Raw genomic sequence first — 22,192 nt, forward strand, 5'->3', positions numbered from 1 at the left:
GGGGTGTTGTCGTTGGAGGATGCGGCGACGTTGGTGGCGGCGCGTGGTCGGTTGATGCAGGACCTGCCCGGTGGTGGCGCGATGGTCGCCGTGCGGGCCACTGAGGACGAAGTCCGGCCGCTGCTGGGCGACCGGGTCTCCATCGCTGCGGTCAACGGCCCCGAAGCGGTCGTGCTCTCCGGTGACGAGGACGCCGTGCTCGCTGCCGTGGCGACGTTCGAGCAGCAGGGCCGTCGCACCAAGCGGCTCGCCGTCGGCCACGCGTTCCACTCCGCTCACATGGACCCGATGCTGGCCGACTTCCGCAAGGTCGTCGAAGGGCTGACCTTCCACCGCTCGACGCTGCCCGTGGTCTCCGCCGTCACCGGGGGTTTCACCGACGCGCACACCGACGCCGAGTACTGGGTCCGACACGTCCGCGAGCCGGTCCGGTTCGCCGACGCGACGCGCGCCCTGGCCGACGCGGGCGCGTCCGCTTTCGTCGAGGTCGGCCCGGACGCCGTGCTGACCGCCCTGGTCGGCGAATCGCTCGGCGACCCGGCGCCGACGGCGGTGCCGCTGCTGCGGCGCGACGTGCCCGACGTCGAGTCGCTGGTCACCGCGATCGGCCGGTTCCACGCGCACGGCATCGCGGTCGACTGGCCCGCGTTCTTCTCGGGCACCGGCGCGCGCCGGGTCGACCTGCCGACCTACGCGTTCCAGCGGTCCCGCTACTGGGTGGCGGCCGAGGTGCCGGCCGACGCGGGCCGGCTGGGCCTGCGCGCGGCCGAGCACCCGCTGCTGGGCGCGGCGGTGACCGTCGCGGGGTCCGATGACGTGCTGCTGACCGGCCGCATCTCGCCCGAGGCGCAGCCGTGGCTGGCCGGCCATGAGGTCGTGCCCGGCGCGGTGCTGGTCGAACTGGCGATCCGCGCGGGCGACGAGGTCGGCTGCTCGGCGATTGAGGACCTGATCGCGCACACGCCGTTGGCGCTGGACGGCGGAGCGGGCGCGCAGCTCCAGGTCAAGGTGGGTCCGGCCGACGTCGACGGCGGGCACCCCGTGTCCGTGCACTCGCGGCCCGGTGACTCCGACGGCCCGTGGACGCTGCACGCGTCGGGCCGGGTGAGCCTGGGCACGGCCGCCGCGCCGGTCGACCCGGAGGTCGGGACGACCGAGGTGGAGCTGCCCGAGCACCTGATCGGCGAGGCAGACGCGTACGGGCTGCACCCGGTGCTGCTGGAGGCGGCGCTGAGGGCCTGCGTGGACGGCGAGCCGGTTCGCTGGCGGGACGTGCGGCTGTACGCCACGGGCGCGACGGCGCTGCGGGTGCGGCGGATCCCCGGCGCGGACGGCGAGGTGGCGCTGCTGCTGTCCGACCGCACCGGACGCCCGGTCGCGGCGATCGGCGGCGTGGTCGCCCGACCTCCGGTGACCGACGCGCCGGCACGGGCCCGTCGGCGTGGTCGGGAGGCGTTGTTCCAGGTGGACTGGAAGCCGCTCGCCTCGCCGGCGCGCGTGGTGCGCTGGGGCGTGCTGGGGTCGGACCCGTTCGACCCGGGCTCGCCGGACCACCGGCGGTTCGCCGATCCGGCTGCCGCGGCCGAGGCGGACCAGCCGGTCGACGCCGTCCTGGCACCGTTCACGTCGACGCCCGGCGCGGACGTCGTCACGTCGGCGCACGAGGTGGCCACGCGCGCACTCGCCGTGGTGCAGTCCTGGCTGGCCGACGACCGGCTCACCGGTGTGCCGTTGGTCGTGCTGACCCGCGGCGCCATCGCGCCGACCGCCGGGTCGGCGGACCTCGGCGCGGCCGCCGTGTGGGGCCTGGTGCGCTCCGCCCAGTCCGAAGCGCCCGGCCGCGTCGTGCTGGTGGACGTCGACGGCGAACCGGGGTCCACCGAGGCGCTCGCGCGCGTGGTCGGCACCGGTGAGCCGCAGGTGGTCGTGCGCGGCGGACGGGTGTTCGCGGCGCGGCTGGAGCGGGTGGCCGCGCCCGCGACCGGCCCGGCGTGGGATCCCGCGGGCACCGTGCTGATCACCGGTGGCACCGGCGCGCTGGGTGCCGTGTTCGCCCGGCACCTGGTCGTCCGGCACGGCGTCACCCGGCTGCTGCTCACCAGCAGGAGGGGCCCGGACAGCCCCACCGCCGCCGGGCTCGTCGAGGAGCTGACCGGGCTGGGCGCGGAGGTCACCGTCGCCGCGTGCGACGTGGCCGACCGCGCCGCGCTGGCCGCCCTGCTGGCCGAGCACCCGGTGACGGCGGTCGTGCACACCGCAGGGCTCGCCGACGACGGTCTGCTGTCCGCGCTCACGCCGGAACGGCTGTCGGCCGTGCTGCGGCCCAAGGTCGACGCCGCCTGGCACCTCCACGAGTTGACGATGCACCGCCCGCTGACCGCCTTCGTGCTGTTCTCCTCGGTCGCGGGCGTCATCGGCGGTCCGGGCCAGGCCAACTACGCGGCGGCCAACGCGTTCCTCGACGCCCTCGCCGAACGACGCGCCGCCCTCGGCCTGCCCGCGGCCTCGATCGCGTGGGGCCTGTGGGACCAGGAGGGCGGCATCGGCGGCAACCTGGACGAGGCCGACCGCAGGCGCATCGCCCGCGGCGGGTTCCTGCCGATCCCGCCGGACGTCGGCCCGACCATGCTGGACCTCGCGCTGGGCACCGGCCTGCCGACCGTCGTCGCCACCCCGCTCGACCTGGCCGCGTTGCGCGGGCAGGCAACGACACCGATGTTGTCCGGCCTGGTCCGCACCCCGACCCGCACCGCCGCCCGCAACGACGAGAACGCCGACGACCCACTGGCGGACCTCCTCGACGGCCTGGCCGAGGACGAGCAGCGGCGGGTCGTGCTGGACGTCGTGCTCGCCGAGACCGCGACGGTGCTCGGCCACACCTCGCCGGGGGGTGTCGGCGCGGACCGGGCGTTCGGCGACCTCGGCTTCGACTCGCTGGTGTCGGTCGAGCTGCGCAACCGGCTCGCCACCCGGTGCGGCACCCCGCTGCCGCCCACCCTGGTGTTCGACCACCCCACCCCCGACTCGTTGGCCGCGTTCCTGCACGGCCGGCTGGTCCGGTCCCGCGCCGGCGCCGAGGAGGTCGACTACGCCGCCGAGGTGGGGCTGGACGACGACATCCGGGCCGCGGCCGTGGTGGTGACGGAGGTCGACGACCCGGAGCACGTGTTCCTCACTGGCGCCACGGGCTTCCTCGGCGCGTTCCTGCTGCGCGACCTGCTGCGCACCACGAGGGCGACCATCCACTGCCTGGTGCGCGCCGCCGACGACAAGGACGGGCTGCGTCGGGTCCGGGAGAACCTGGAGTACTACCGGGTGTGGCAGGAGGTGGACCCGGCCCGGCTGGTCGTCCACCGCGGCGACCTGGCGCAACCGCGACTGGGCCTGGGCGAGGAGCTGTTCGACCGGCTGGCGCGCCAGATCGACGCCGTCTACCACGCCGGCGCGACCGTGCACTGGCTGCGGGCGTACGGCGACCTGGAGGCGGCCAACGTCGGGGGCACCCGCGAAGTGCTGCGGCTGGCCGCACGCCACCGCACCGTGCCGGTGCACCACGTCTCCACGGTCGGCGTCTTCGCGGGCGCGCCCCCGGACGGCACGCCGCTGAAGGCCGGCGACCCGACCGGGCCCGCCGAGGCGCTGCCCAGCGGCTACCTGCGCACCAAGTGGGTGTCCGAACAGGTCGTCGGACTAGCGAGGGAGCGCGGCATGCCGGTGTCGGTGTACCGGGTCGACGTGATCTCCGGCGACCAGCGCAACGGCGCCTGCCAGAAGCGCGACTTCGTCTGGCTCAGCCTCAAGGGCATCATCCAGGCGCGGTCCGCCCCGGCGGGCGTGTCCGGCCACTTCCACCTGGTGCCGGTGGACTACGTCAGCTCGGCGATCGTCGAGCTGTCCCGTCGGACCACCGGCCGCACGTTCCACCTCTACAACGCCCACCGCATCGACCTGGCGGAACTCGTGCGCCGGCTGCGGTCCCTCGGCTACCCCGTCGCGGACCGCGACCCCGACGAGTGGTTCGCCGCGGTCGCCGCCGACCGGGACAACGCGCTGGTCCCGCTGCTGGACGCCTTCCGGATGATGACCGCGGACAGCTCGTCCTTCTACCCGCCCATCGACGTCGCCGACACCGCACTCGCGCTCGCCGGGAGCGGGATCGACTGCCCGCCGGTGACCGAGGAGCTGTTCCGCGCGTACGTGGAGTTCTTCGTCCGGGCAGGCCACTTCCCACCGCCCACCAGGAACGAGGGAGCATGACGATCACCAACGACACACCCGTATCGACCGGCCGCACCGACCTGCGGAGCCGGGTGGCCGAGCTGCGGGCGCTCAAGGAGCGGGTCCGGCTGGGTTCGTCGCCGAAGGCCACCGAGGCGCAGCGCTCGCGCGGCAAGCTGCTCGTGCGCGAGCGACTGGACCTGCTGTTCGACCCCGGCACGTTCCGGGAGGTCGAGCAGCTGCGCCGGCACCGGGCGACCGGCTTCGGGCTGGAGGACCGCAAGCCGCACACCGACGGCGTCGTCACCGGCTGGGGCAAGGTGCACGGTCGCACGGTGTACGTCTACGCCCACGACTTCCGCGTCTTCGGCGGGTCGCTCGGCGAGGCGCACGCCGAGAAGATCCACAAGGTGATGGACCTCGCGGAGGCCGCGGGAGCGCCGATCGTGTCGCTGTCGGACGGCGCTGGCGCCCGCATCCAGGAGGGCGTCACGGCGCTGGCGGGCTACGGCGGCATCTTCCGCCGCAACGTCCGGGCGTCGGGGGTGATCCCGCAGATCAGCGTGCTGCTCGGGCCGTGCGCCGGCGGTGCGGCCTACTCGCCGGCGCTGACCGACTTCGTGTTCATGGTGCGCGACATCTCGCAGATGTACATCACCGGGCCGGACGTCGTGCAGGCCGTCACGGGCGAGCAGACCACTCACGACCGGCTCGGCGGCGCGGAGGTGCACGGGTCGGTCTCGGGCGCGGCGCAGTTCGTCCACGACTCCGAGCAGGAGTGCCTGGAGGAGGTCCGGCACCTGATCTCCCTGCTGCCGTCCAACAACCGCGAGTCGGCGCCGGTGGTCGTGGCGGCCGACCCGCGCGACCGCGCCAACGAGCGGCTGCTGGACCTGGTGCCCGGCGACCCCAGCCGCGTCTACGACATGAAGGCGGTCATCGAGGAGATCGTCGACGACGGCGACCTGTTCGAGGTGCACGCCGACTGGGCCACCAACATCATCTGCGGGTTGGCGCGGCTGGACGGGCACGTGGTGGGCGTCGTGGCCAACCAGCCGGCGTCGCTGGCGGGCGTGCTGGACATCCACGCCTCGGAGAAGGCCGCCCGGTTCGTGCAGAGCTGCGACGCCTTCTCCATCCCGCTGGTGACGCTGGTCGACGTGCCGGGCTTCCTGCCGGGCAGCGACCAGGAGCACGGCGGCATCATCCGGCACGGGGCGAAGCTGCTGTACGCGTACTGCAACGCGACGGTGCCGCGCATCCAGGTGATCGTGCGCAAGGCCTACGGCGGGGCGTACATCGTGATGGACTCCCGGTCGATCGGCTGCGACCTGTCCTACGCGTGGCCGATCAACGAGATCGCGGTGATGGGGGCCGAGGGCGCGGCGAACGTCGTGTTCCGCCGCGAGATCAACTCGGCGCCGCACCCCGAGGTGGCACGGGCGCAGCGCATCGCGGAGTACCAGCGGCAGTTGGTGCACCCGTACTACGCGGCCGAGCGCGGTCTGGTGGACGACGTGATCGACCCGGTCGAGACCCGCGCCATGCTGATCGACGGGCTGGAGTCGTTGCGGGGCAAGCACGCGCCCGTGCAGTTCCGCAAGCACGGGAACCCGCCGGCATGACCGTGTTCCTGAAGGTGCTCAAGGGCGGGCCGACCGACGAGGAGCTCGCGGCGGCGACGGTGGCCTTGCTGACCCTGACCGGTGGCGCCGCGCCGCGACCGCGGGCCCGGGAGTCGCGGCAGCCGCCGTGGCGGTGGATGGGGGAGACCTACACCGCGCCGACCTCCTGGTCGACGCGACGCTGACGGCACGGCGGGCGGGACCTCTCGGTACCCGCCCGCCGTGCCGTTCTCCGCCGTGCCGCCTCGGCCGTGCCGTGCTACGCCTTGACCGACAGCGAGTGGCTGAAGATGTCGTTCGGGTCGTACTTCCTCTTCACCCGTTGCAGGCGCGGGTAGTTCGCCCCGTAGTACAGGTCGTGCCACGGCGTGCCGCTGACGTTGATCGCCGGGTCGGCCAGGTCGGCGTCGCAGTAGTTGATGAAGGCGCCGTCGGTGACGTCGTTGCTCCTCGGCACGCCGCCGGTGGCCGCGTAGACGTCCGCGTACGCCTCGCGGATCCACCGGACGTGGGCCGCGTCCTCGGACCGGTCGGTCCACAGGGTCACGTAGAGCAGCTTCAGCACCGAGTCGCGCTGCACCACCGCGGTGGCGTCGGTCGGCGTCGCGTTGATCCTGCCGCCGAAGCCGACCAGCGCCACCATCGCGAAGGGATTCGCGTAGTCGTCGCGCGTCAACTGGCGGTACAACGCGTCGACCTGGTCCGGCGGCATACCCTTGCGCAGGTACGAGGACTTGACCTTCCAGCGGGCGATGGCAGCCTCGACGAAGCCGAACCACTCCTTCACCGCGTAGAACCACGGCACCCGGCTGCGGTCGTTGACGCTGTAGTCCGCGCCGGTGCCGTCGTTGACCGCCGCGAGGAACGCGTCCAGCCGGGCCTCGGCGTCCGGCACGTTCGCGTCGATCTGCGTGCTCATCCGGAACCCGCCCGCGGCCTTGTGCTGCGTCTTGAGCTGGCTGAACAGGCTCAGGTGCGGCGAGTCCGGCGCGGAGTTGCGCTCGTGCCACCCGCCGAAGTTGCGCACCAACCGCTTGAAGCCGTGCTCGGTCAGCGAGTCCCACGACCACGCGACGTCGGACACCAGCAGCTCGGTCGGCGGCCTGGGCAGCAGGTCGGACGGGTCGTCGCCGCGCGCGTCGGGGGAGCGCAGCCAGTAGTTGGTGATGATGCCGAAGTTGCCGCCGCCACCTCCGGTGTGGGCCCACCACAGGTCGCGGTGGGGGTCGTCGGCCTCGCGGGTCGCCACGACCTTGTGGGCCCTGCCGTCGGCGCCGACCACGACGACCTCGACGGCGTAGAGGTGGTCCACCGTCAGCCCGTGCGAGCGGGACAGGGCGCCGTAGCCGCCGCCCACGATGTGGCCGCCCACGCCGACCGTGGGGCACGTGCCGCCGGGCACCGCGACGCCCCAGCCCTTGTAGAGGGTCTGGTAGGTGCGGCCCAGCGTCGCGCCGGGCCCCACCGAGAACGCGCGCCGGCGGGCGTCGTAGCCGACGTGGTCCAGGCCCGCCATGTCGATGATGACCCGCACCTCGGCGTTGTGCACGAAGTCCTCGTCGCAGTGCCCGCCGCTGCGGACGACGACCTTCGACCCGCTGTCCACCGCCTTCTGCACGGCCCGGACGACGTCGTCGGCGGAGCTGACGATGCGGATGTAGTCCGGCGTGCCCACCCAGCGGGTGTTGGAGCCGGTGGTGAGGCCCGCGTACTGGGGATCCGCGGGACGGACGGTGAGCATCGGTGGCAGACCGCTCGCGACGGGGACGCCCTTGGCCGGGGCGCTCCCGGCGCCCAGGGCCGCGACACCCACGACCGCGGTGCCGGTCGCCGCGGTGCGGCTCACGAACTCTCGGCGGGACAGCTCTGTCATGACCGCGTTCCTCCACACTGTGGTGATCCAGGACCGGAATTCGAGAAGAGTGGAACGACGGTGCGGTGAAATGCAGTTCGACGCGAGAATAACGCGCCCGGTAACTGCGGTTCCTCATTGTGGGGTCACCTGCGTTCGACGGCGCGGGTGACCATTCTCGGTCGAGGGACTCGCGTGCCGGGTCGGGCGCCGGCCGTGCCGGACCCGGCGAGGGCGCCGCACTTCGTCGCGAATCGGTCGGGGGTCATCCCCAGGCGTTCTCCGCCTCGGCGTTCTTGACGAAGACCGAGAAGTCGGTGGCGTCCCGCCCCAGGGCCCGGCGGACTCCGTCGGAGATCTTCGCCTCCAGACCGCGTGCGATCGGGCTGAGCCCGGCGGTCCACATTCCGGCGTCGGCCTCGGACCAGCCCTGACCGGCCAACTCCTCGACGAACTCCGCCGGCGGCAGCGCGACGTACTTCACCGGCTTGCCGGTGGCCGCTCCGATCTCGGCCGTGGCCTCCTCGAAGGTCACCGCGCGCGGGCCGGACAGCTCGTAGACCTCGCCCGCGTGCCCGTCCTCGGTCACCGCCGCGACGCCCACCGCGGCGATGTCCCCGGTGTCCACGAACGACGCCGCGCCCTCGCCGGCGGCCTGCCGCAACTCGCCCGCCAGGATGCCGGCGCGGAAGATGCCCTCGCTGAAGTTCTGGGCGAACCAGCCCGGCCGCAGGATGGTCCACTGCGGACCGGAAGCGCGCAGCGCGGTCTCATTGGCCAGCATCGACTCGACGTCGCCGTCACCGTAGTAGCCCGGCACGTCGACACCGCGGGCGGACAGCAGCACCACGCGCTCCACGCCGGCGGTCGCGGCGCGCTCGAAGAACCGGGGCGCCGCAGTCGAGCCGTCGAGCGGGGTCACGTACACGCCGTGGACACCGTCGAGCGCGGCGTCCCACGTGCTCTCGTCGGACCAGTCGAACCGCTGCTCGCCGTGCCGCGACGCCGCCCGGACCGACTCGCCGCGCGCCCGGAGCTGCGACACGACCCGACGGCCGGTCTTGCCCGTGCCGCCGATCACCAAGAATGTTTTCGTTGTCATCTATGGACTCTAGCAGGTATTGCCGGAAGAAATTGTTTCCACATAAGGGTTTACCGTGATGGGCAACGGCTGTTTGGTGCCCCCAGGGGCGTCGGCTACCAACCGGCTTCGTTGACGGTCAGGAGCCCGGGAGGGAAGGCCGGGCCGGCGCCCACCGGCGACAACAGCCCGTTCATCACCATCTCCAGCGACAGACCGCGTTCCAGCGGCACCGCGGACATGCTTAGGGCCGCCGGGCGGGGTTTCCGGTCCTCCAGCATGATGGTGGTGGCGTGCAGCTTGCCGCCGGCCCAACCGGGCCGCCGCCGCAACAACGACGGCCGCGCCACGGCGACCACCAGCAGCGGCGACGACCGCAGCTCGTCGGTCAGGTCCTGGACGAAGTCCAACGTGGCCTCGTCGGCCAGGTGGATCTGGTCCACCACTACGGCCAGCGGGCACCGGGCGGCGATCTCCGCCAGGAACTGCCGCCACGCGGTCAGCGCGCGGGGCAGGTCGACCGGCACCCGCTCCCGGCTGATCAGCGGGAGCAGCGCGGACACCAGCCCCTCGGCCCGCAGCCGTGCCGGCACCAGCACGCGCACCGCCGCGTCGAGCTTCTCCCGTGCGGCGCTCGCGGCGTCGTACAGGGTGATGCCGCAGTACGACGCCACCATCTCGCGGTGCACGGCGAGGTGGTCCTCGTCGTCGCACGCGTGCACGGTGCCGCTCAGCACGAGGGTGGGCTCCGGCTCGGCGTCGAGGCGGCGGGCGAACTCCTGCACGAACCGCGTCTTGCCCGCGTCGGGCTCGCCCAGGAGCGTGACCAGGTGCGGCATCTCGCGGTGCCGCGTCCGCTGCATCAGTCCGACGAGCAGCTGGAGGTCCCACTGCCGGCCCGCGACGAAGTCGTCCTCGGCGGAGCGCCGGGTCTCCAGCTGCCACCGCCTGCCGACGCCGTCCGCGGCCGAGTAGTGGAACACCGACTCGGTAGCCGACCTCGTCTCGCCGGACACGTGGACGTGCCCGGCGGGGGCCAGCCGGAGCAGGGACTCGCACCGGTCGAGCAGGGCGCCCCCAACGACCTCCGGCACGGCGCTGCCCGGCCTGCGGCGCACCAGCGCCTCGCCGGTCGCCACCGCGGCGCGGAACTCCGGTCCGCCCGCGTCCAGGACGTCCCGGGCGGCCCTCGCCGCGCGCACGGCGCGTTCCGCGTGGCCCGCGCCGGCGGTGGACCCGCTGAACAGCGTGAGGCTCATCGAGCCGATCGAGGCGACGACCTCGCCGCCGTGTCCGGCCACCGTGGCCAGGAGCGCCTCGGCGACCCGTTCGTGCGCGTCGTCCAGCCGATCCCGGTCCGCGTCGTGGTCGGCCCGGATGATCAGCACGGTGACCTGCGCGCGTTCGGCGACCACCGGCGGGCTTTCCGCGGACTCGTCGCGCGTCGCCGGCGCCGGTACGGCCGCCAGGTGCCGCGGCGCGGGCTGCCCCTGAACGGATTGCTCCACGCGGATCTGCTCACGCGGCCGGTCGACCTGCGTCGGGCCCGACAGTGCCAGGGCCGGGGCCTGCGTGAGGATCTCGTGCTGGAGCCGCTGGAGTTCCCGGCCGGGCTCCAGGCCCAGCTTGTCCACCAGGGCGGTCCGCCACCGCCGGTAGGCGTCGAGCGCGTCCGCCTGCCGTCCGGAGCGGTACAGCGCCAACATCAGCTGGCCGCACGACCGCTCGCGCAGCACCTGTGTCTCGGCCATCGTCTCCAGCTCGCCGAGCACCGCCAAGTGGTTGCCCAGGAACAGCTCCGCGTCGAAGTAGTCCTCGGCGGCGTCCAGTCGCGTGCCCTGGACGGCGGCCAGCTCGGGCCAGGAGATGCCCGCCTCGACCAGGTCGGCCAGGGCCGGGCCGCGCCACAACGACAGGCCGTCGCGCAGCAGTGCTGCGCCCTTCTCCGGGGAGCCCGCGGCCACCGCGGCCCGGCCCTCCCTGGTCAGCGCCTGGAACCGGTAGAGGTCGATGCGTTCCGGATCGACCCGCAGCAGGTAGCCGGGCGACTGGCTGACCAGGGTCACCTCGCCCGCGTCGTGCTCACCGCCGGGCGTGCCGAGGGCGCGGCGCAGTCCCCAGACCGCGTTGTGCAGGATCTTCCGCGCCGAGCGCGGCGCGGCGTTGATCGGCCACAGGGCCCGCACCAGCTGGCTGGTGGCGGCCACCCGGTTCGGCTGGAGCAGCAGGAGACCCAGCGTCGCCCTCTGCTTGATGCCGCCGAGCGGCAGGCGTTGTAGTTCGTTTTCGGCCTCTAATGGTCCGAGCATTCGGAATAGCATTACTCCACCTAGGAGTAGTCGAACGCGAATGTACCTGCTCTGATCTGTCGAGAACGTGCGCTTCTCCGGTTGCGGGGATCGAGTGCACGGTTCGTCGACAAGACGAGGACGGTCGGCGCGGCAAACGGCGGCGCGGTCGTCCCGACCGGATCCTACCGCCGCTTGCCCCGCCCTTCGTTCAACGGCGATCACGCCGGTCGTGCTTCACTCCGATGCGGACTTCCCGTCGGCGCCGGTGATCGATGCCGTGACCGGCTCGGCGGGCACCGGTTCCGGGTCCGGCTCCGCTTCCGGCGTGGCGCCGGTGGGCGGGACGTGCTTGAGCAGCGTCAGCACGATCACCGCCGTCAGGACGGCGATGCCGGCCGACACCAGGGCCGTGCTGTGGAAGGCGTCGGTGAACGCCTCCCGCGCGGTCGCCAGCAGTTGCTCGCCGGCCGCGGCGGGGAGTTGCGCCGCCGCGTCGACCGCGCTGCCGATCGAGTCCCGGGTGGCCTCGGCGGCGTCGGCGGGAGTGCCCACCGGCACCGCTTCGGCCACCTCGCTGCGGTACACCGCGACGGCGACGCTGCCGGTGATCGCGATACCGAGCGCCAGGCCCAGGTCGTAGGCGGTCTGCCCGGTCGCCGAGGCCGAACCGGCCTTCTCCGGCGGAGCGGACGCGCCCGCCAGGGTCGTGCCGAGCACGCTGATCGGCGCGACCCCGAACATGACCACGGTCAGGCCGAGCGCGGAGAGCCAGACGCCCTGCGTGCCCGCCCCCGAGAGGTAGATCAGCGCGAAGCCGACCAGCGCGACGGCCAGACCACCCGTGATGACGTGCGCGGGCCGAACGGTGCGGGTCAGCACCGGGGTCAGCTGCGAACCCGCGATCAGGCCCACCGCGCCGGGCACCAGCCACAGGCCCGCGGCCAACGGCGACAGGCCGCTCACCATCTGCATGAACTGCGGCACCAGGTACTCGACGCCGTTGAGCGCCATCATGCCGAACAGCAGCGTCAGCAGCGCGGCGGTGAACGACCGGTTGGCGAACAGCTTCATGTCCAGCAGGGGGTTGGGCAGCCTGAGCTGCAGCCGCACGAACGCCACCGAGAACGCGATGCCCACCACCGCCGAGAGGAGGGCGACCAGCCCCGCGCCGTCCTCGGCCAGGTGCTTGACGGCGTAGATGATCGGCAGGATGCCCAGCAGGAACAGCAGCACGCTGAGGAGGTCGATCCGACCCGCGTTCGGGTCCCGGTACTCGGGCAGGATCACCGGCCCGAGGATGAGGGGCAGCAACATGATCGGCACGCCAATCAGGAACACCGAGCCCCACCAGAACGACTGGAGCAGCACGCCGCCGACGATCGGGCCGATCGCGAGGCCGACCGACAGCGAGGTGACCCACATGGCGATCGCCCGGGTCCGCTGGGCGACGTCGGTGAACATGTGGATGATCAGCGAGAGGGTGGACGGCAGCACGGCCGCGCCGGCGACGCCCAGGAGGGCGCGGGCGACGATCAGCGTCTCGGCGCTCGTGGAGTACGCGGCCAGCAGGGAGGCGACGATCACGCCGACCGAGCCGAGCATGAGCAGTTTGCGGCGGCCGATCCGGTCGCCCAGCGTGCCCATGACGACCAGGAAGCCGCAGGTCATGAAGCCGTACAGGTCGGTGATCCAGAGGATCTGGCTGCTCGACGGGTGCAGGTCGGCCGCCAGGTAGGGCGTGGCCAGCCACAGGACGCCCAGGTCCGCGGTCATCAGCGTGACGGGTAGCAGCAGCACGGCCAGCCCGAACCACTGCCGTGGCGTGGCCTTCGCCGGTGGTGGGGCGATGGATGACATGGTTTACCTCTCTCGGTGGTGCGTTGCGCCGGTGTTCATTCGGCGGTGGGGACACCGGGGCCGACGGCCTGGCGGCCGTCCCGGAGCGTCCGCGCCCACCACGTGAGCCGGTCGAGCATCGCGTCGGTCGCCTGGTCGCGGTCGGCGGCGTCGCCCTCCCAGCGGATCGCCCCGTCGATCGTCGTCGCGCACAGCCCGACGAACGTCTCGCGCAGGTGGTCGACGACCTGGCCGCCGCAGTCGCGGGCGCCGATGGCGACGATCGCGACCGGCTTGGCCCGCCACTTGTCCCGGTGCCAGCTGACCGCGGCCCGCAGGGAGGCGGGCATCCCGCTGGCCTCCTCGGCCACCACGACGAAGGCGTCGGCGTCCGCCAGCCAGGGCGCGAGGTCCTGGACGGCGTACGGCGTCGGACCGCCGTCGGCCGGCTGCGTGACGGGCAGCCACTCCCCGGTCAGGGTGATGACGTCGACCTCGACGTCGGACCGCAGGCGGGCGCGACCCTCCAGCCACTCGACCGCGGACCGGTCGGCCGCGGACCCCTCCGACGGGACGATGATCGCCACACGCAGACGGTCGTCGCTGGCGGGCACGGTGTCTCCTCAGACGAGCACTCGGCCGCTGTCCGACCGACGGGCGGGCGCCGGCGTTCCGGCACCCTGGTCGATCCTGCGCGTGCGACCTTCCGGAACCCTTCGGATTGCCTTCCGGCCTTCTGCGGTGAACGGCCGACCCCGCTCTGACCGGCGCACTAGGGTGGGACCATGCGTTTCGGGGTGCTCGGCTCCCTGGAGGTGTGGACGTCGGCCGGCCGGCCGGTGTGGGTACCCGAGGTGAAGGTCCGAGCGTTGCTGGCCGACCTGCTCGCCAACGAGGGCAGGCCGGTCTCCGCCGACCGGCTGATCGGCGACCTCTGGGGCGCCAAGCTGCCGGCGAACCCCGCCGGATCGCTGCACACGAAGGTCTCGCAATTGCGCCGCGCGTTGGAGACCGCCGAACCGGGCGGCCGCGACTGCGTGCTGTCCACCCCGGCCGGTTACCTGGTGCGCGCGGAGCCCGGCGGCGTGGACGCCGAGCGGTTCGCGGAACTCGTCGGGCGGGCGCGGGCGACGGACGACCCGCGGTCACGGGGCGCGTTGCTGGGCGACGCGCTCGCGCTGTGGCGCGGCCCCGCGTTCGCGGATTTCGCCGACGAGCCGTTCGCCCGCGACGTGCGCGCACGCCTGCAGGAGGAATGGCTCGTGGCGCAGGAGGAGGTGGCCGAGAACCGGCTGGAGCTCGGCGAGCACAGCCTGCTGATCGGCAAGCTCAACGAGCTGGTGGCCCGGTACCCGCTGCGGGAGCGGCTGCGCGCCATCCAGTTGCGCGCGCTGTACCTGGCGGGGCGCACCAACGAGGCGCTGGACAGCTTCACCGAGCTGCGCACCACGCTCGCCGAGTCGCTGGGCGTCGACCCGAGCCCGCAGCTGGTCGTGCTGCAACGGGCGATCCTGAACCAGGACCCGGGGCTGGCCGCCACCCTGCCGCCCGCCACGGTGGCGACCTGGCCGCGGACCAACCTGCCCGCCGCGATGACCACCCTGATCGGGCGCGAGGAGGCCGTCGGGACGGTGCGGCGGCTGCTGGAGACCTCGCGGCTGGTGACGCTGACCGGTTCGGGCGGCGTGGGCAAGACCCGGCTGGCGCTGGCCACCGCCCATCAGGTCGTCGAGACGTTCCGGGACGGCGTGTGGCTGGTCGAGCTGGCCGCCCTCGGTCCCGGCAGCACCGTGGACGCCCTGGCGGAGGTGGTGGTCGCGGTGCTGGGCATCCGCGAGGACGCCGCCGCGTCGGGCGCGCTGCTCTCCGGTCGGGCGACCTCACCGGTCACCCCGCTGGACCGGCTCACGGACGCGGTGCGCGGTCAGCAGGCGCTGCTGGTGCTCGACAACTGCGAGCACGTGGTGGACTCGGTGGCGGTGCTGGTCGAGACGCTGCTGGCGGCCTCGCCGGGGCTGCGCGTGCTGGCCACCGGTCAGGGGCCGATCGGGGTGGACGGCGACACGTCGTGGGCCGTGCCGCCGCTGGACCTGCCGGACCCCGAGGACGCGCGCCCGGAGGCGCTGCGCCGGTCCAGCGCGGTGCGGCTGTTCCTGGCCCGCGTTCCCGGCTTCGCGCTGGACGAGGGCAACAGCCGGGCGGTCGCCGCGATCTGCCGCCGTCTCGACGGCATCCCGCTCGCCCTGGAGCTGGCCGCGACCAAGGTGCGGGTGCTGGGCGTGCACCAGCTGCTGGCCCGGTTGGACGACCGGTTCCGGTTGCTCGCCGGCGGCTACCGCGGCGCCCCGCCCCGGCAGCAGACGCTGCGCGCGATGATCGACTGGAGCTGGGAGCTCCTCGGCGACGCCGAACGGGTCGTGCTGTGCCGGCTGGCCGTGCACGCTGAAGGCTGCACGCTGGAGGCGGCCGAGGCGGTGTGCGCGGGTGGGGGCGTGGCCGCGGCGGACGTCCTGGAGTTGGTGGCGCGGCTGGTCGACCGGTCGCTGGTGGTGATGGCCGAGGGCGCCTACGGGCCGCGGTACCGGCTGCTGGAGTCGGTGGCCGAGTACTGCCTGGGCCGGCTCGCCGAGGCGGGCGACCTGGACGCTCTGCGGCTGCGGCACCTCCGCTACTACGTGGATCTCGTCGAGCGCGCCGAGCCGAAGCTGCGCGGCCCCGACCAGCGGCAGTGGCTGGAGAGGCTGGACCTGGAGGCGGCCAACGTCCGGCGGGCCATCGGTGCCGCCGTCGCCCGCGGCGCGGCCGGCCCCGTGCTGCGCCTGGTCAACGCGATGTCGTGGTACTGGTTCCTGCGCGGCAGGCTCACCGAAGGCCACCGCGAGCTGTGCACCGCCCTGGAGGTCGTGGACGGCGCGGAGCGGTCGGCCGACACGCGGGGCGTGGACTGGGCCGCCGCGCACGCCTGGCACGCGGGCATGGCCCTGCTGGTCGGCGAACGCGCCCCGATGGAGCGGAGCCGACAGGCCACCGGCGTCGAGAGCGTCGCCGACGTCGGCCGGCTGGCGCGCGCGGAGTGGTTCTTCGGGTTCGCGCAGTGGTACGTGGGCGCGTTGACGGCCAGTGGGAAGCGGATCGACCAGGTGCTGACCACGTTCCGCTCGCTGCGCGACCGCTGGGGGGTGGCGGCGGCGCTGAGCACCCGTGCCGCCCTGGGCACCGCGCGCGGCGACCTCGCGACATTGCGGAGCAGCGGCGAGGAGAGCGCCGCGCTGTTCCGCGAGCTGGGCGACCGGTGGGGCCGGCTCAAGGCGACCGAGACGCTGGGCGTGCTGGCCGAGATCGAGGGCGACTACGAACGGGCCGAACGGCTGCACGCCGAGGGGTTGCAGATCGCCGAGGACCTGGGGCTGTGGACCGAGACCACGCACAAGCTCGCCATGCTCGGCCGGATCGCGCTGCTGAAGCGGGACTTCGCCACGGCCGACGCGCTGCACGCGCGGTCCATGCGGCTGGCCGCGGAGCAGTCCAACAAGCTGGGGGAGGAGTTCGCCGAGGTCGGGTTGGCGCTCAGCGCGCGCCAGCAGGGCAGGCTCGACGACGCCGAGGCGCACCTCACCCGGTGGCTGGACTGGCTGCGGGAGCTGAAGTCGGACAACGGCCTGGCGCTGGTGCTGGCCGAGTTGGGTTTCATCGCGGAGTCGCGCGGCGACGCGGAGCGCGCCAGGTCGCTGCACCTCGACGGTCTCACGGCGGCCCGCGCGACCGGTGACCAGCGGGCGGTTGCGCTGGCGCTGGAGGGTCTGGCGGGTGTGCAGGCGCTGGACGGCCTGCATCACCAGGCGGCGCGGTTGTTGGGCGCCGCGACGGCGGCGCGCGAGTCGGCCGGCGCGCCGCTGCCGCCCGCCGAGCGCGGTGACGTGGACCGGATCGCCGGGGCCGTGCGCGCGGCACTGGGCGATGACGGCTTCGACGAGAAGTTCTCCCGGGGCCGCGAGCTGGACCGGCCGGATGACGAGGCGCGGGCCCGTCCGGAACCGTGAGTCCGGGCCCGCGGTCAGCCGGCGGGGAGTTCGCGGCCGGTGAGGTAGAGGTAGCCGTCGGCGTCCAGGCGTCCCCGGTCGCCCACCCAGTGGAAGCCGTGCAGACCGCCCGGTGCGGTCAGACCGAGCTGGAGCCCTGGTGGGCTCCGCGGGCGCGCGTGGCCTGGCGCGTCGCGGCCACCGTCACGGCGAGCACGAGCAGCCGGGCCAGGTTGGCGCGGTGCCAGGTCGTGGTCAACCGGTGGCGTTCTTCGTCGCTCAGCACGTCGTCGTCCCGCAGAAGCCGCAGGTTGACGGTCTTGACCAGGTACGCGGTGAGCGCCGTGGCCACCAGCGTGCCGACCGCCGACGTGGTGACGGCACACCGGTCGCCGCCTGACCGCACGCTGTCCCGCAGGGCCATCACGGTGGACGCGAGCGTCACGGGAGCCGCCGGCGCGTAGTAGCGCAGCGGGCTGCCGGGGCCAAGCAGACCCGGCGACCGGTTCGGCCGCGCGTCCACGAGGAGCCGGGGCATGTCCACCGCCGCCTCGTAGACATTGCCGAAGAACCAGTGCGCTTGGCCGATCCGGGCCAGCGCCGCCCAGGGGAACCGGGATGCCATGCGCCGATCCTACGGACGCTGAGGTGATTCCAAGGTTCGCTGAAGGTCCTGCTGAGCCCCGCTTGGTCTGCTGGTCTCAGGCGCCGGTCGGACCGGCGCCCGGACTGAGAGGGATGCGAATGCGGATGATCCGGACCAGGTTCATCGCCGCCGTCCTGGTGGCGGGCACGTTGACCGCGGTGGTCGCGGGGAGCACGGCGCCCGCGCTGGCGAGCCCCACCACGGCGGCGGCCGAGGACACGGTCAAGCCGGTCAAGGTGAAGCCGGGCGACCCGGGCGAGCAGAAGCCGGGGGAGCCGGCCAAGCAGAAGCCGGGGGAGCCGGGCAAGCAGAAGCCCGGCGAGGGGCGGGACGTGCCGGAGGAGGCGGTCAAGGCGTTGGCCGTCGAGCTGGGCATCTCGGTCGAGCGGTCCCGCCAGGTGTTCCGCGACCTGCGGCGGGTCGAGGCGCGCGGTGATGCGATCACGGCCGACCCGGCGTTCGTGGCCATCGCCGAAGGGCTCGGCCTCACGCCCGAGGAGCTGCTGACCGTGCTGCGCGAGGTCAAGGAGGCGGTCGGCGGGATCCAGAAGCCGAAGCCGGACCCGGCGGCGGGAACGAACCCGGACGAGCGCACCGCGAGCGGTTCGCCCACGAAGTGACCGGTTCCGCCACGCGACCCGGACCGGTGACCACCCGGTCCGGGTCGCGACCCGCGAGTGGCGCCGACGCCATCACCCATACTGGTGGCGTGCGGGTGCTGGTGGTCGATGACGACGAAGCGGTCCGGCTCTCCGTTGCCCATGCGCTGCGTCGCGACGGCTACCAGGTATCGGTCGCTGCGGACGGCACGCAGGCACTGGACGAGCTCGGCCGGAACCGGCCCGAGGTGGTCGTGCTCGACGTGCTGCTGCCCGAGCCGAACGGCCTGGAGATCTGCCGCAGGCTGCGCCGCCGGGGCGACCACACGCCGATCCTCATGCTCACCGCCCGCGACCTGGTCGAGGACCGGGTCGCCGGGCTCGACGCGGGCGCCGACGACTACCTGGTCAAGCCGTTCGCGCTGGACGAGCTGCGCGCCCGGCTGCGTGCCCTGCTGCGGCGCACCGGCGTCACCCAGGAGGTGCTGCGGTTCGCCGACGTGGAGATGGACACGACCACCTGCCGCGTGCACCGCGGCGGCCGGCTGGTCGAGCTGACCCGCACCGAGTACGCCCTGCTGGAGCTGTTCCTGCGCAACCCGGAGCGGGTGCTGAGCCGCGTGCTGATCTTCGAGTCCGTCTGGGGCTACGACTTCGGGCCCGCGTCCAACGCGCTGTGGGTCTACATCAGCTACCTGCGCGGGAAGCTGGAGTCGGCCGGTGAACCCCGGCTGATCCAGACCGTGCGCGGACTGGGGTACGTGCTGCGGGAACGGCCGTGACGCTGCGCACCAGAGTCGGGCTCGCGGGCGGTGCGGTGGTGCTGGTGGCCCTCGCCATCGCCTCGGTGATCATCTACTCGACGGTGGGGCCGAACCTGCGCCGGCAGTTGGACGACTCGCTGGTGCAGGCCGTCGAGCAGAGCCCGGTCGTCGCCCGCCAGCTCAAGCAGAAGAACGAGGCCTCCAGACGCCCCGCGCCCATCGACACCCCGGTCGACCTGGGCAGCACGCTGCTCCAGTTCGTGACCCCGCCGCTGGACTTGGGATCCAACCGGACGTTCATCGACGTGACCGAGCGGGACTTGGACGTCGCCCGCGGGCTCGAACCCGCCTACTTCCAGGACGCCACCCACGGCGGCGTCGCCTACCGGGTCTACACCGCGCAGGTGCCGGGTTCGCGGGACACGCTGGTCCGGACCGCCCGGCCACTGGACGACGTGACCGGCGTGCTGACCGCGCTGGCCGCGCTGCTGATCGCGCTGACGGCGGTCGGCGGGCTGGTGGCGGCGCTGGGCGCCCGGCTGGCGGCGAGCCGGGTGCTGCGGCCGGTGCGCGTGCTGACCGACGCGGTCGAGCACGTCACCGCGACCCGGGACCTGAGTGCGCGCGTCGACCTGACCGGACGTGACGAGATCGGCCGCCTGGGCCGGTCGTTCGCCGCCATGATGACCGCGCTGGACACCTCCGTGCACGCCCAGCGCCGGTTGGTCGCCGACGCCTCGCACGAGCTGCGCACCCCGTTGACCAGCCTGACCACGAACCTCGAACTGCTGGCCGAGGACGACGGGTTGCGCGACCCCGAGGCGCCGGCGCTGGTGCGGGCGGCAATCACGCAGGTGGGGGAGCTGCGGTCGCTGGTCAACGACCTGATCGACCTGGCCCGCTACGGGGAGGGCACCGCGCGGGCCGAGGACACCCGGCTGGACCTGGTCGCCGAACGGGTGGTCGCCAAGGCCTCGACGAGGGCTGCGGCGCCGCGGTTCGAGCGGGACCTGTCGCCCTGCCTGGTGCACGTCGACCCCGACGCGATCGAGCGGGCCGTCGCCAACCTGGTGGACAACGCGGTGAAGTGGAGCCCGCCCGGTGGCCGGGTGCTGGTGACCGTGGCGGACGGGGAGTTCACGATCGACGACGAGGGGCCCGGCATCCCGCCCGCCGACGTGCCGTTCGTGTTCGACCGCTTCTACCGGTCGGCGCAGGCGCGGTCGATGCCCGGTTCCGGGCTCGGCCTGGCCATCGTGCGCCGGGTGGTGGAGACGCACGGCGGCGAGGTGGCCGCCGAACCCCTCGCCCGCGGCACCCGGTTGCGCCTGCGCCTGCCGGTGGTCCGGGACTGACCGCTGCATCCGGAGCGCCGCGCCCGGACCGCCGTACCCGGACCGCCGCGACCGTGTCCGCCTGGACCGTCCTGCTCGGACCGCGTTACTTGGACCGGGCCTTGGCGGTCTTGCGCTTGTTGGCCTTGTCGATCGCCTTCACCAGCTCCTGCTTGGTCATGCTGGACCGGCCGGTCACGCCCAGTTCCTTGGCCAGGTCGTACAGGTGCTGCTTGCTGGCGTTGGCGTCCACGCCACCCGACGGACCTCACGGTGCCCGAGCCGCGCGGCGTGGTGGTCGCGCTGACCCCGTGGAACGCATTCCTTTGTGGTTCTGTCCATCTTGAACAGAGCTTGTGTCGGTTTGGGTGCCGCAGCTTCGTCGAATCGGTTCGGCGGTCAGCGGGTGTGGACGGCTCGTTGGGGCTTCTCGTCCTCGGCCGGATCTCGCAGTTTTCCTGGGAGCACTTGGACGTCCAGCTTGTGTCGATGACTCCGCGGATGGTGGACGGGTCGGCTTCGGGTCGACGTTCGCGCTGGAGCCTTCCTGGGCCGTGTGGTCCGTGTCCTGACCACTGCGGGGATTCGGCAGGTTCTCGACATCGGCGCCGGCGCGACGGCGAGCTGGCTGGTGGAGCCGATCAGAGTCCGAACGCGCCGCCTTCTACGAGGATCAGCAGGCCTATGCCGATCAGCACGATCGGGAGCACGATGTGGCCCCAGCGCGCCAAGGCACGGGCGATCACCGGCCGGGTGGCGAAGAACCGGCCGACCGCGCACCAGACCGCCACCAAGGCGAGAAAAGCCACGACGAACACGACCAGGCCGTCGGTTCCGGCGGTGGTGAAGACCGGCACGTAGACACCGACGTTGTCGCCACCATTGGCGAAGGTGACCGCCGCGACGACCGACACCGTCGGTCCGTTACGCGCGGCGAGGGTCCCGTCGTCGGCGTCGTGGCGTTCGTGCCAGGCTCGCCAGGCCGCCCGAAGACCAAGCAGAAGAGGCAGCAGCCCCAGATAAGGAATCATGGTGTCCGGAAGCAGGCCCGCGCCGAGCGCGCCGACGACCGAGGCGGCCAGGATCGCGGCGAATCCCAGGTACTGCCCGGCCACCACCCGTGCCGCGCCGCCGCGCTGCCCGGCGGACTGACCGAAGAAGACCGCCAGGATCACGATGTCGTCGACGTTGGTGACCGCGAACATTCCGATGGCCTGACCGACCAGCCCCAGCTCCAACCCGAGTCCTCTCGACATCGCGTTCCGTCATCGCACACCGTACGGAGCGAGGCAGGATCACCCGGTACGGACCGGCCTGTCAGGAACGGCAGAATCCGTGCGGCGACCTTGGCGAGCACGCGGTTGCGGACCGCGGTGGTGTGATCGAATCCAAGGTCCTCGGAAATCGTTCGTCAATCCGCCTCACGCGGGAACCCGTCACTGTGGGCTTCGGTCGTGCGACCACGGCGCGGTCAGAGGGCGGATTGGGTGCTCGCCGTCGCGGAATACCGAAGGTCGTGGGTACGGGGTCGGGACCGGGTGGGTGCCCCTCACCGTGTCTATGGGTGCTCGTAGCGGCACATAAGAGTGAATACTCGTGGTGTTCATCACACTCCAATGGTCTTTTGTGGCGATACGGGGTGGCCGTAGATGTGCGGAGACGGCGATGTGCCTGGGGAATTCGACTTGGAATACTCATCGACCGCCAGTGGATCGCGGCAGTTCGAGTCGATCCCATGAGGACTGTCTGGGCCACTTGGTCGCTCTCCTTTTCGTGAGCGTTTCTGTGCCAGGCCGCCTGGAAATTCCATACACCGTCGAATCGGGTGCTCATCCGGTCGGTCGATTGAGCGCGTCGTGATCACGCTCGTATGGTGGGCTCGTAATTCGCGATGGGGATGAGCCGCATCGTCCTCTGCTGTTGTCCA

General features: G+C 72.8%; 14 protein-coding genes and 1 pseudogene. 7 read left to right on the top strand and 8 right to left on the bottom strand.

The window, feature by feature from the left end; genetic code table 11:
- Positions 1 to 12 precede the first annotated feature (12 nt).
- From ALI22I_RS03230 to ALI22I_RS03240, 3 genes are read left to right on the top strand one after another with little or no spacing between them, the layout of a single operon-like run.
- Positions 13 to 4,257 carry a thioester reductase domain-containing protein gene (locus ALI22I_RS03230; protein WP_238598056.1) on the top strand — a complete coding sequence of 1,415 codons (4,245 nt, stop codon included), beginning with the start codon at positions 13 to 15 and terminating at the stop codon, positions 4,255 to 4,257.
- A complete protein-coding gene (locus ALI22I_RS03235) occupies positions 4,254 to 5,843 on the top strand; it encodes an acyl-CoA carboxylase subunit beta (RefSeq protein WP_077004056.1) in 1,590 nt (529 codons plus the stop codon). The genes ALI22I_RS03230 and ALI22I_RS03235 overlap by 4 nt, the downstream gene beginning before the upstream one ends.
- Positions 5,840 to 6,028: an acyl-CoA carboxylase subunit epsilon gene (locus tag ALI22I_RS03240; protein ID WP_077004057.1), complete on the top strand. Its 189-nt coding sequence runs from the start codon at positions 5,840 to 5,842 to the stop codon at positions 6,026 to 6,028. Before ALI22I_RS03235 ends, ALI22I_RS03240 begins: the two co-directional genes overlap by 4 nt.
- Positions 6,029 to 6,102: 74 nt before the next feature.
- Here the strand turns inward: ALI22I_RS03240 and ALI22I_RS03245 are convergent, their stop codons facing one another.
- From ALI22I_RS03245 to ALI22I_RS03265, 5 genes are all read right to left on the bottom strand, one after another.
- Complete coding sequence (locus ALI22I_RS03245; RefSeq protein ID WP_077004058.1) at positions 6,103 to 7,716, bottom strand: FAD-binding oxidoreductase; 1,614 nt, start codon at positions 7,714 to 7,716, stop codon at positions 6,103 to 6,105.
- A 244-nt stretch (positions 7,717 to 7,960) separates the two neighbouring features.
- Entirely contained in the window at positions 7,961 to 8,797 is an 837-nt protein-coding gene (locus ALI22I_RS03250) for an NAD(P)H-binding protein (protein WP_077004059.1), read from the bottom strand.
- 95 nt (positions 8,798 to 8,892) lie between these two features.
- Positions 8,893 to 11,085, bottom strand: a complete 2,193-nt coding sequence (locus ALI22I_RS03255; protein WP_077004060.1) for a BTAD domain-containing putative transcriptional regulator — start codon at positions 11,083 to 11,085, stop codon at positions 8,893 to 8,895.
- Between the two features lie 216 nt (positions 11,086 to 11,301).
- Positions 11,302 to 12,924 (bottom strand): MFS transporter, encoded by a 1,623-nt coding sequence (locus ALI22I_RS03260; protein WP_077004061.1) that lies wholly within the window; start codon positions 12,922 to 12,924, stop codon positions 11,302 to 11,304.
- Between the two features lie 35 nt (positions 12,925 to 12,959).
- Positions 12,960 to 13,517: an NADPH-dependent FMN reductase gene (locus tag ALI22I_RS03265; protein ID WP_077004062.1), complete on the bottom strand. Its 558-nt coding sequence runs from the start codon at positions 13,515 to 13,517 to the stop codon at positions 12,960 to 12,962.
- 171 nt (positions 13,518 to 13,688) lie between these two features.
- Between ALI22I_RS03265 and ALI22I_RS03270 the strand changes: the two genes are divergently transcribed.
- Positions 13,689 to 16,943: a BTAD domain-containing putative transcriptional regulator gene (locus ALI22I_RS03270; RefSeq protein ID WP_077004063.1), complete on the top strand. Its 3,255-nt coding sequence runs from the start codon at positions 13,689 to 13,691 to the stop codon at positions 16,941 to 16,943.
- A gap of 118 nt (positions 16,944 to 17,061) precedes the next feature.
- On the opposite strand, the gene ALI22I_RS03275 is transcribed toward ALI22I_RS03270, so the two are convergent.
- On the bottom strand, positions 17,062 to 17,547 hold the full coding sequence (locus ALI22I_RS03275) for a DUF1772 domain-containing protein (protein WP_077004064.1): 486 nt from the start codon (positions 17,545 to 17,547) through the stop codon (positions 17,062 to 17,064).
- A 125-nt stretch (positions 17,548 to 17,672) separates the two neighbouring features.
- Between ALI22I_RS03275 and ALI22I_RS03280 the strand changes: the two genes are divergently transcribed.
- The 3 genes from ALI22I_RS03280 to ALI22I_RS03290 all read left to right on the top strand — a co-directional run bounded on the left by ALI22I_RS03280 (position 17,673) and on the right by ALI22I_RS03290 (position 20,286).
- Positions 17,673 to 18,188 (top strand): hypothetical protein, encoded by a 516-nt coding sequence (locus ALI22I_RS03280; RefSeq protein ID WP_143531931.1) that lies wholly within the window; start codon positions 17,673 to 17,675, stop codon positions 18,186 to 18,188.
- A gap of 89 nt (positions 18,189 to 18,277) precedes the next feature.
- On the top strand, positions 18,278 to 18,949 hold the full coding sequence (locus ALI22I_RS03285) for a response regulator transcription factor (RefSeq protein WP_077004087.1): 672 nt from the start codon (positions 18,278 to 18,280) through the stop codon (positions 18,947 to 18,949).
- A complete protein-coding gene (locus tag ALI22I_RS03290; RefSeq protein ID WP_077004066.1) occupies positions 18,946 to 20,286 on the top strand; it encodes a sensor histidine kinase in 1,341 nt (446 codons plus the stop codon). Before ALI22I_RS03285 ends, ALI22I_RS03290 begins: the two co-directional genes overlap by 4 nt.
- Positions 20,287 to 20,371: 85 nt before the next feature.
- Here ALI22I_RS03290 and ALI22I_RS03295 read toward each other — a convergent pair.
- Positions 20,372 to 20,527: pseudogene (locus ALI22I_RS03295) on the bottom strand (Rho termination factor N-terminal domain-containing protein); the annotation flags it as partial.
- A gap of 379 nt (positions 20,528 to 20,906) precedes the next feature.
- Positions 20,907 to 21,503: a cadmium resistance transporter gene (locus ALI22I_RS03300; RefSeq protein WP_077004067.1), complete on the bottom strand. Its 597-nt coding sequence runs from the start codon at positions 21,501 to 21,503 to the stop codon at positions 20,907 to 20,909.
- Positions 21,504 to 22,192: the final 689 nt, after the last annotated feature.

The organism is Saccharothrix sp. ALI-22-I (assembly GCF_001984175.1).
Lineage (GTDB): Bacteria > Actinomycetota > Actinomycetes > Mycobacteriales > Pseudonocardiaceae > Actinosynnema.

Excerpts from the sequence above, each read along its gene's own strand:
- ALI22I_RS03235 (WP_077004056.1), top strand. The coding sequence starts at position 4,254 with ATGACGATCACCAACGACACACCCGTATCGACCGGCCGCACCGACCTG.
- ALI22I_RS03260 (WP_077004061.1), bottom strand. The coding sequence starts at position 12,924 with ATGTCATCCATCGCCCCACCACCGGCGAAGGCCACGCCACGGCAGTGG.
- ALI22I_RS03240 (WP_077004057.1), top strand. The coding sequence starts at position 5,840 with ATGACCGTGTTCCTGAAGGTGCTCAAGGGCGGGCCGACCGACGAGGAG.
- ALI22I_RS03250 (WP_077004059.1), bottom strand. The coding sequence starts at position 8,797 with ATGACAACGAAAACATTCTTGGTGATCGGCGGCACGGGCAAGACCGGC.
- ALI22I_RS03245 (WP_077004058.1), bottom strand. The coding sequence starts at position 7,716 with ATGACAGAGCTGTCCCGCCGAGAGTTCGTGAGCCGCACCGCGGCGACC.
- ALI22I_RS03270 (WP_077004063.1), top strand. The coding sequence starts at position 13,689 with ATGCGTTTCGGGGTGCTCGGCTCCCTGGAGGTGTGGACGTCGGCCGGC.
- ALI22I_RS03255 (WP_077004060.1), bottom strand. The coding sequence starts at position 11,085 with ATGCTCGGACCATTAGAGGCCGAAAACGAACTACAACGCCTGCCGCTC.
- ALI22I_RS03275 (WP_077004064.1), bottom strand. The coding sequence starts at position 17,547 with ATGGCATCCCGGTTCCCCTGGGCGGCGCTGGCCCGGATCGGCCAAGCG.
- ALI22I_RS03280 (WP_143531931.1), top strand. The coding sequence starts at position 17,673 with ATGATCCGGACCAGGTTCATCGCCGCCGTCCTGGTGGCGGGCACGTTG.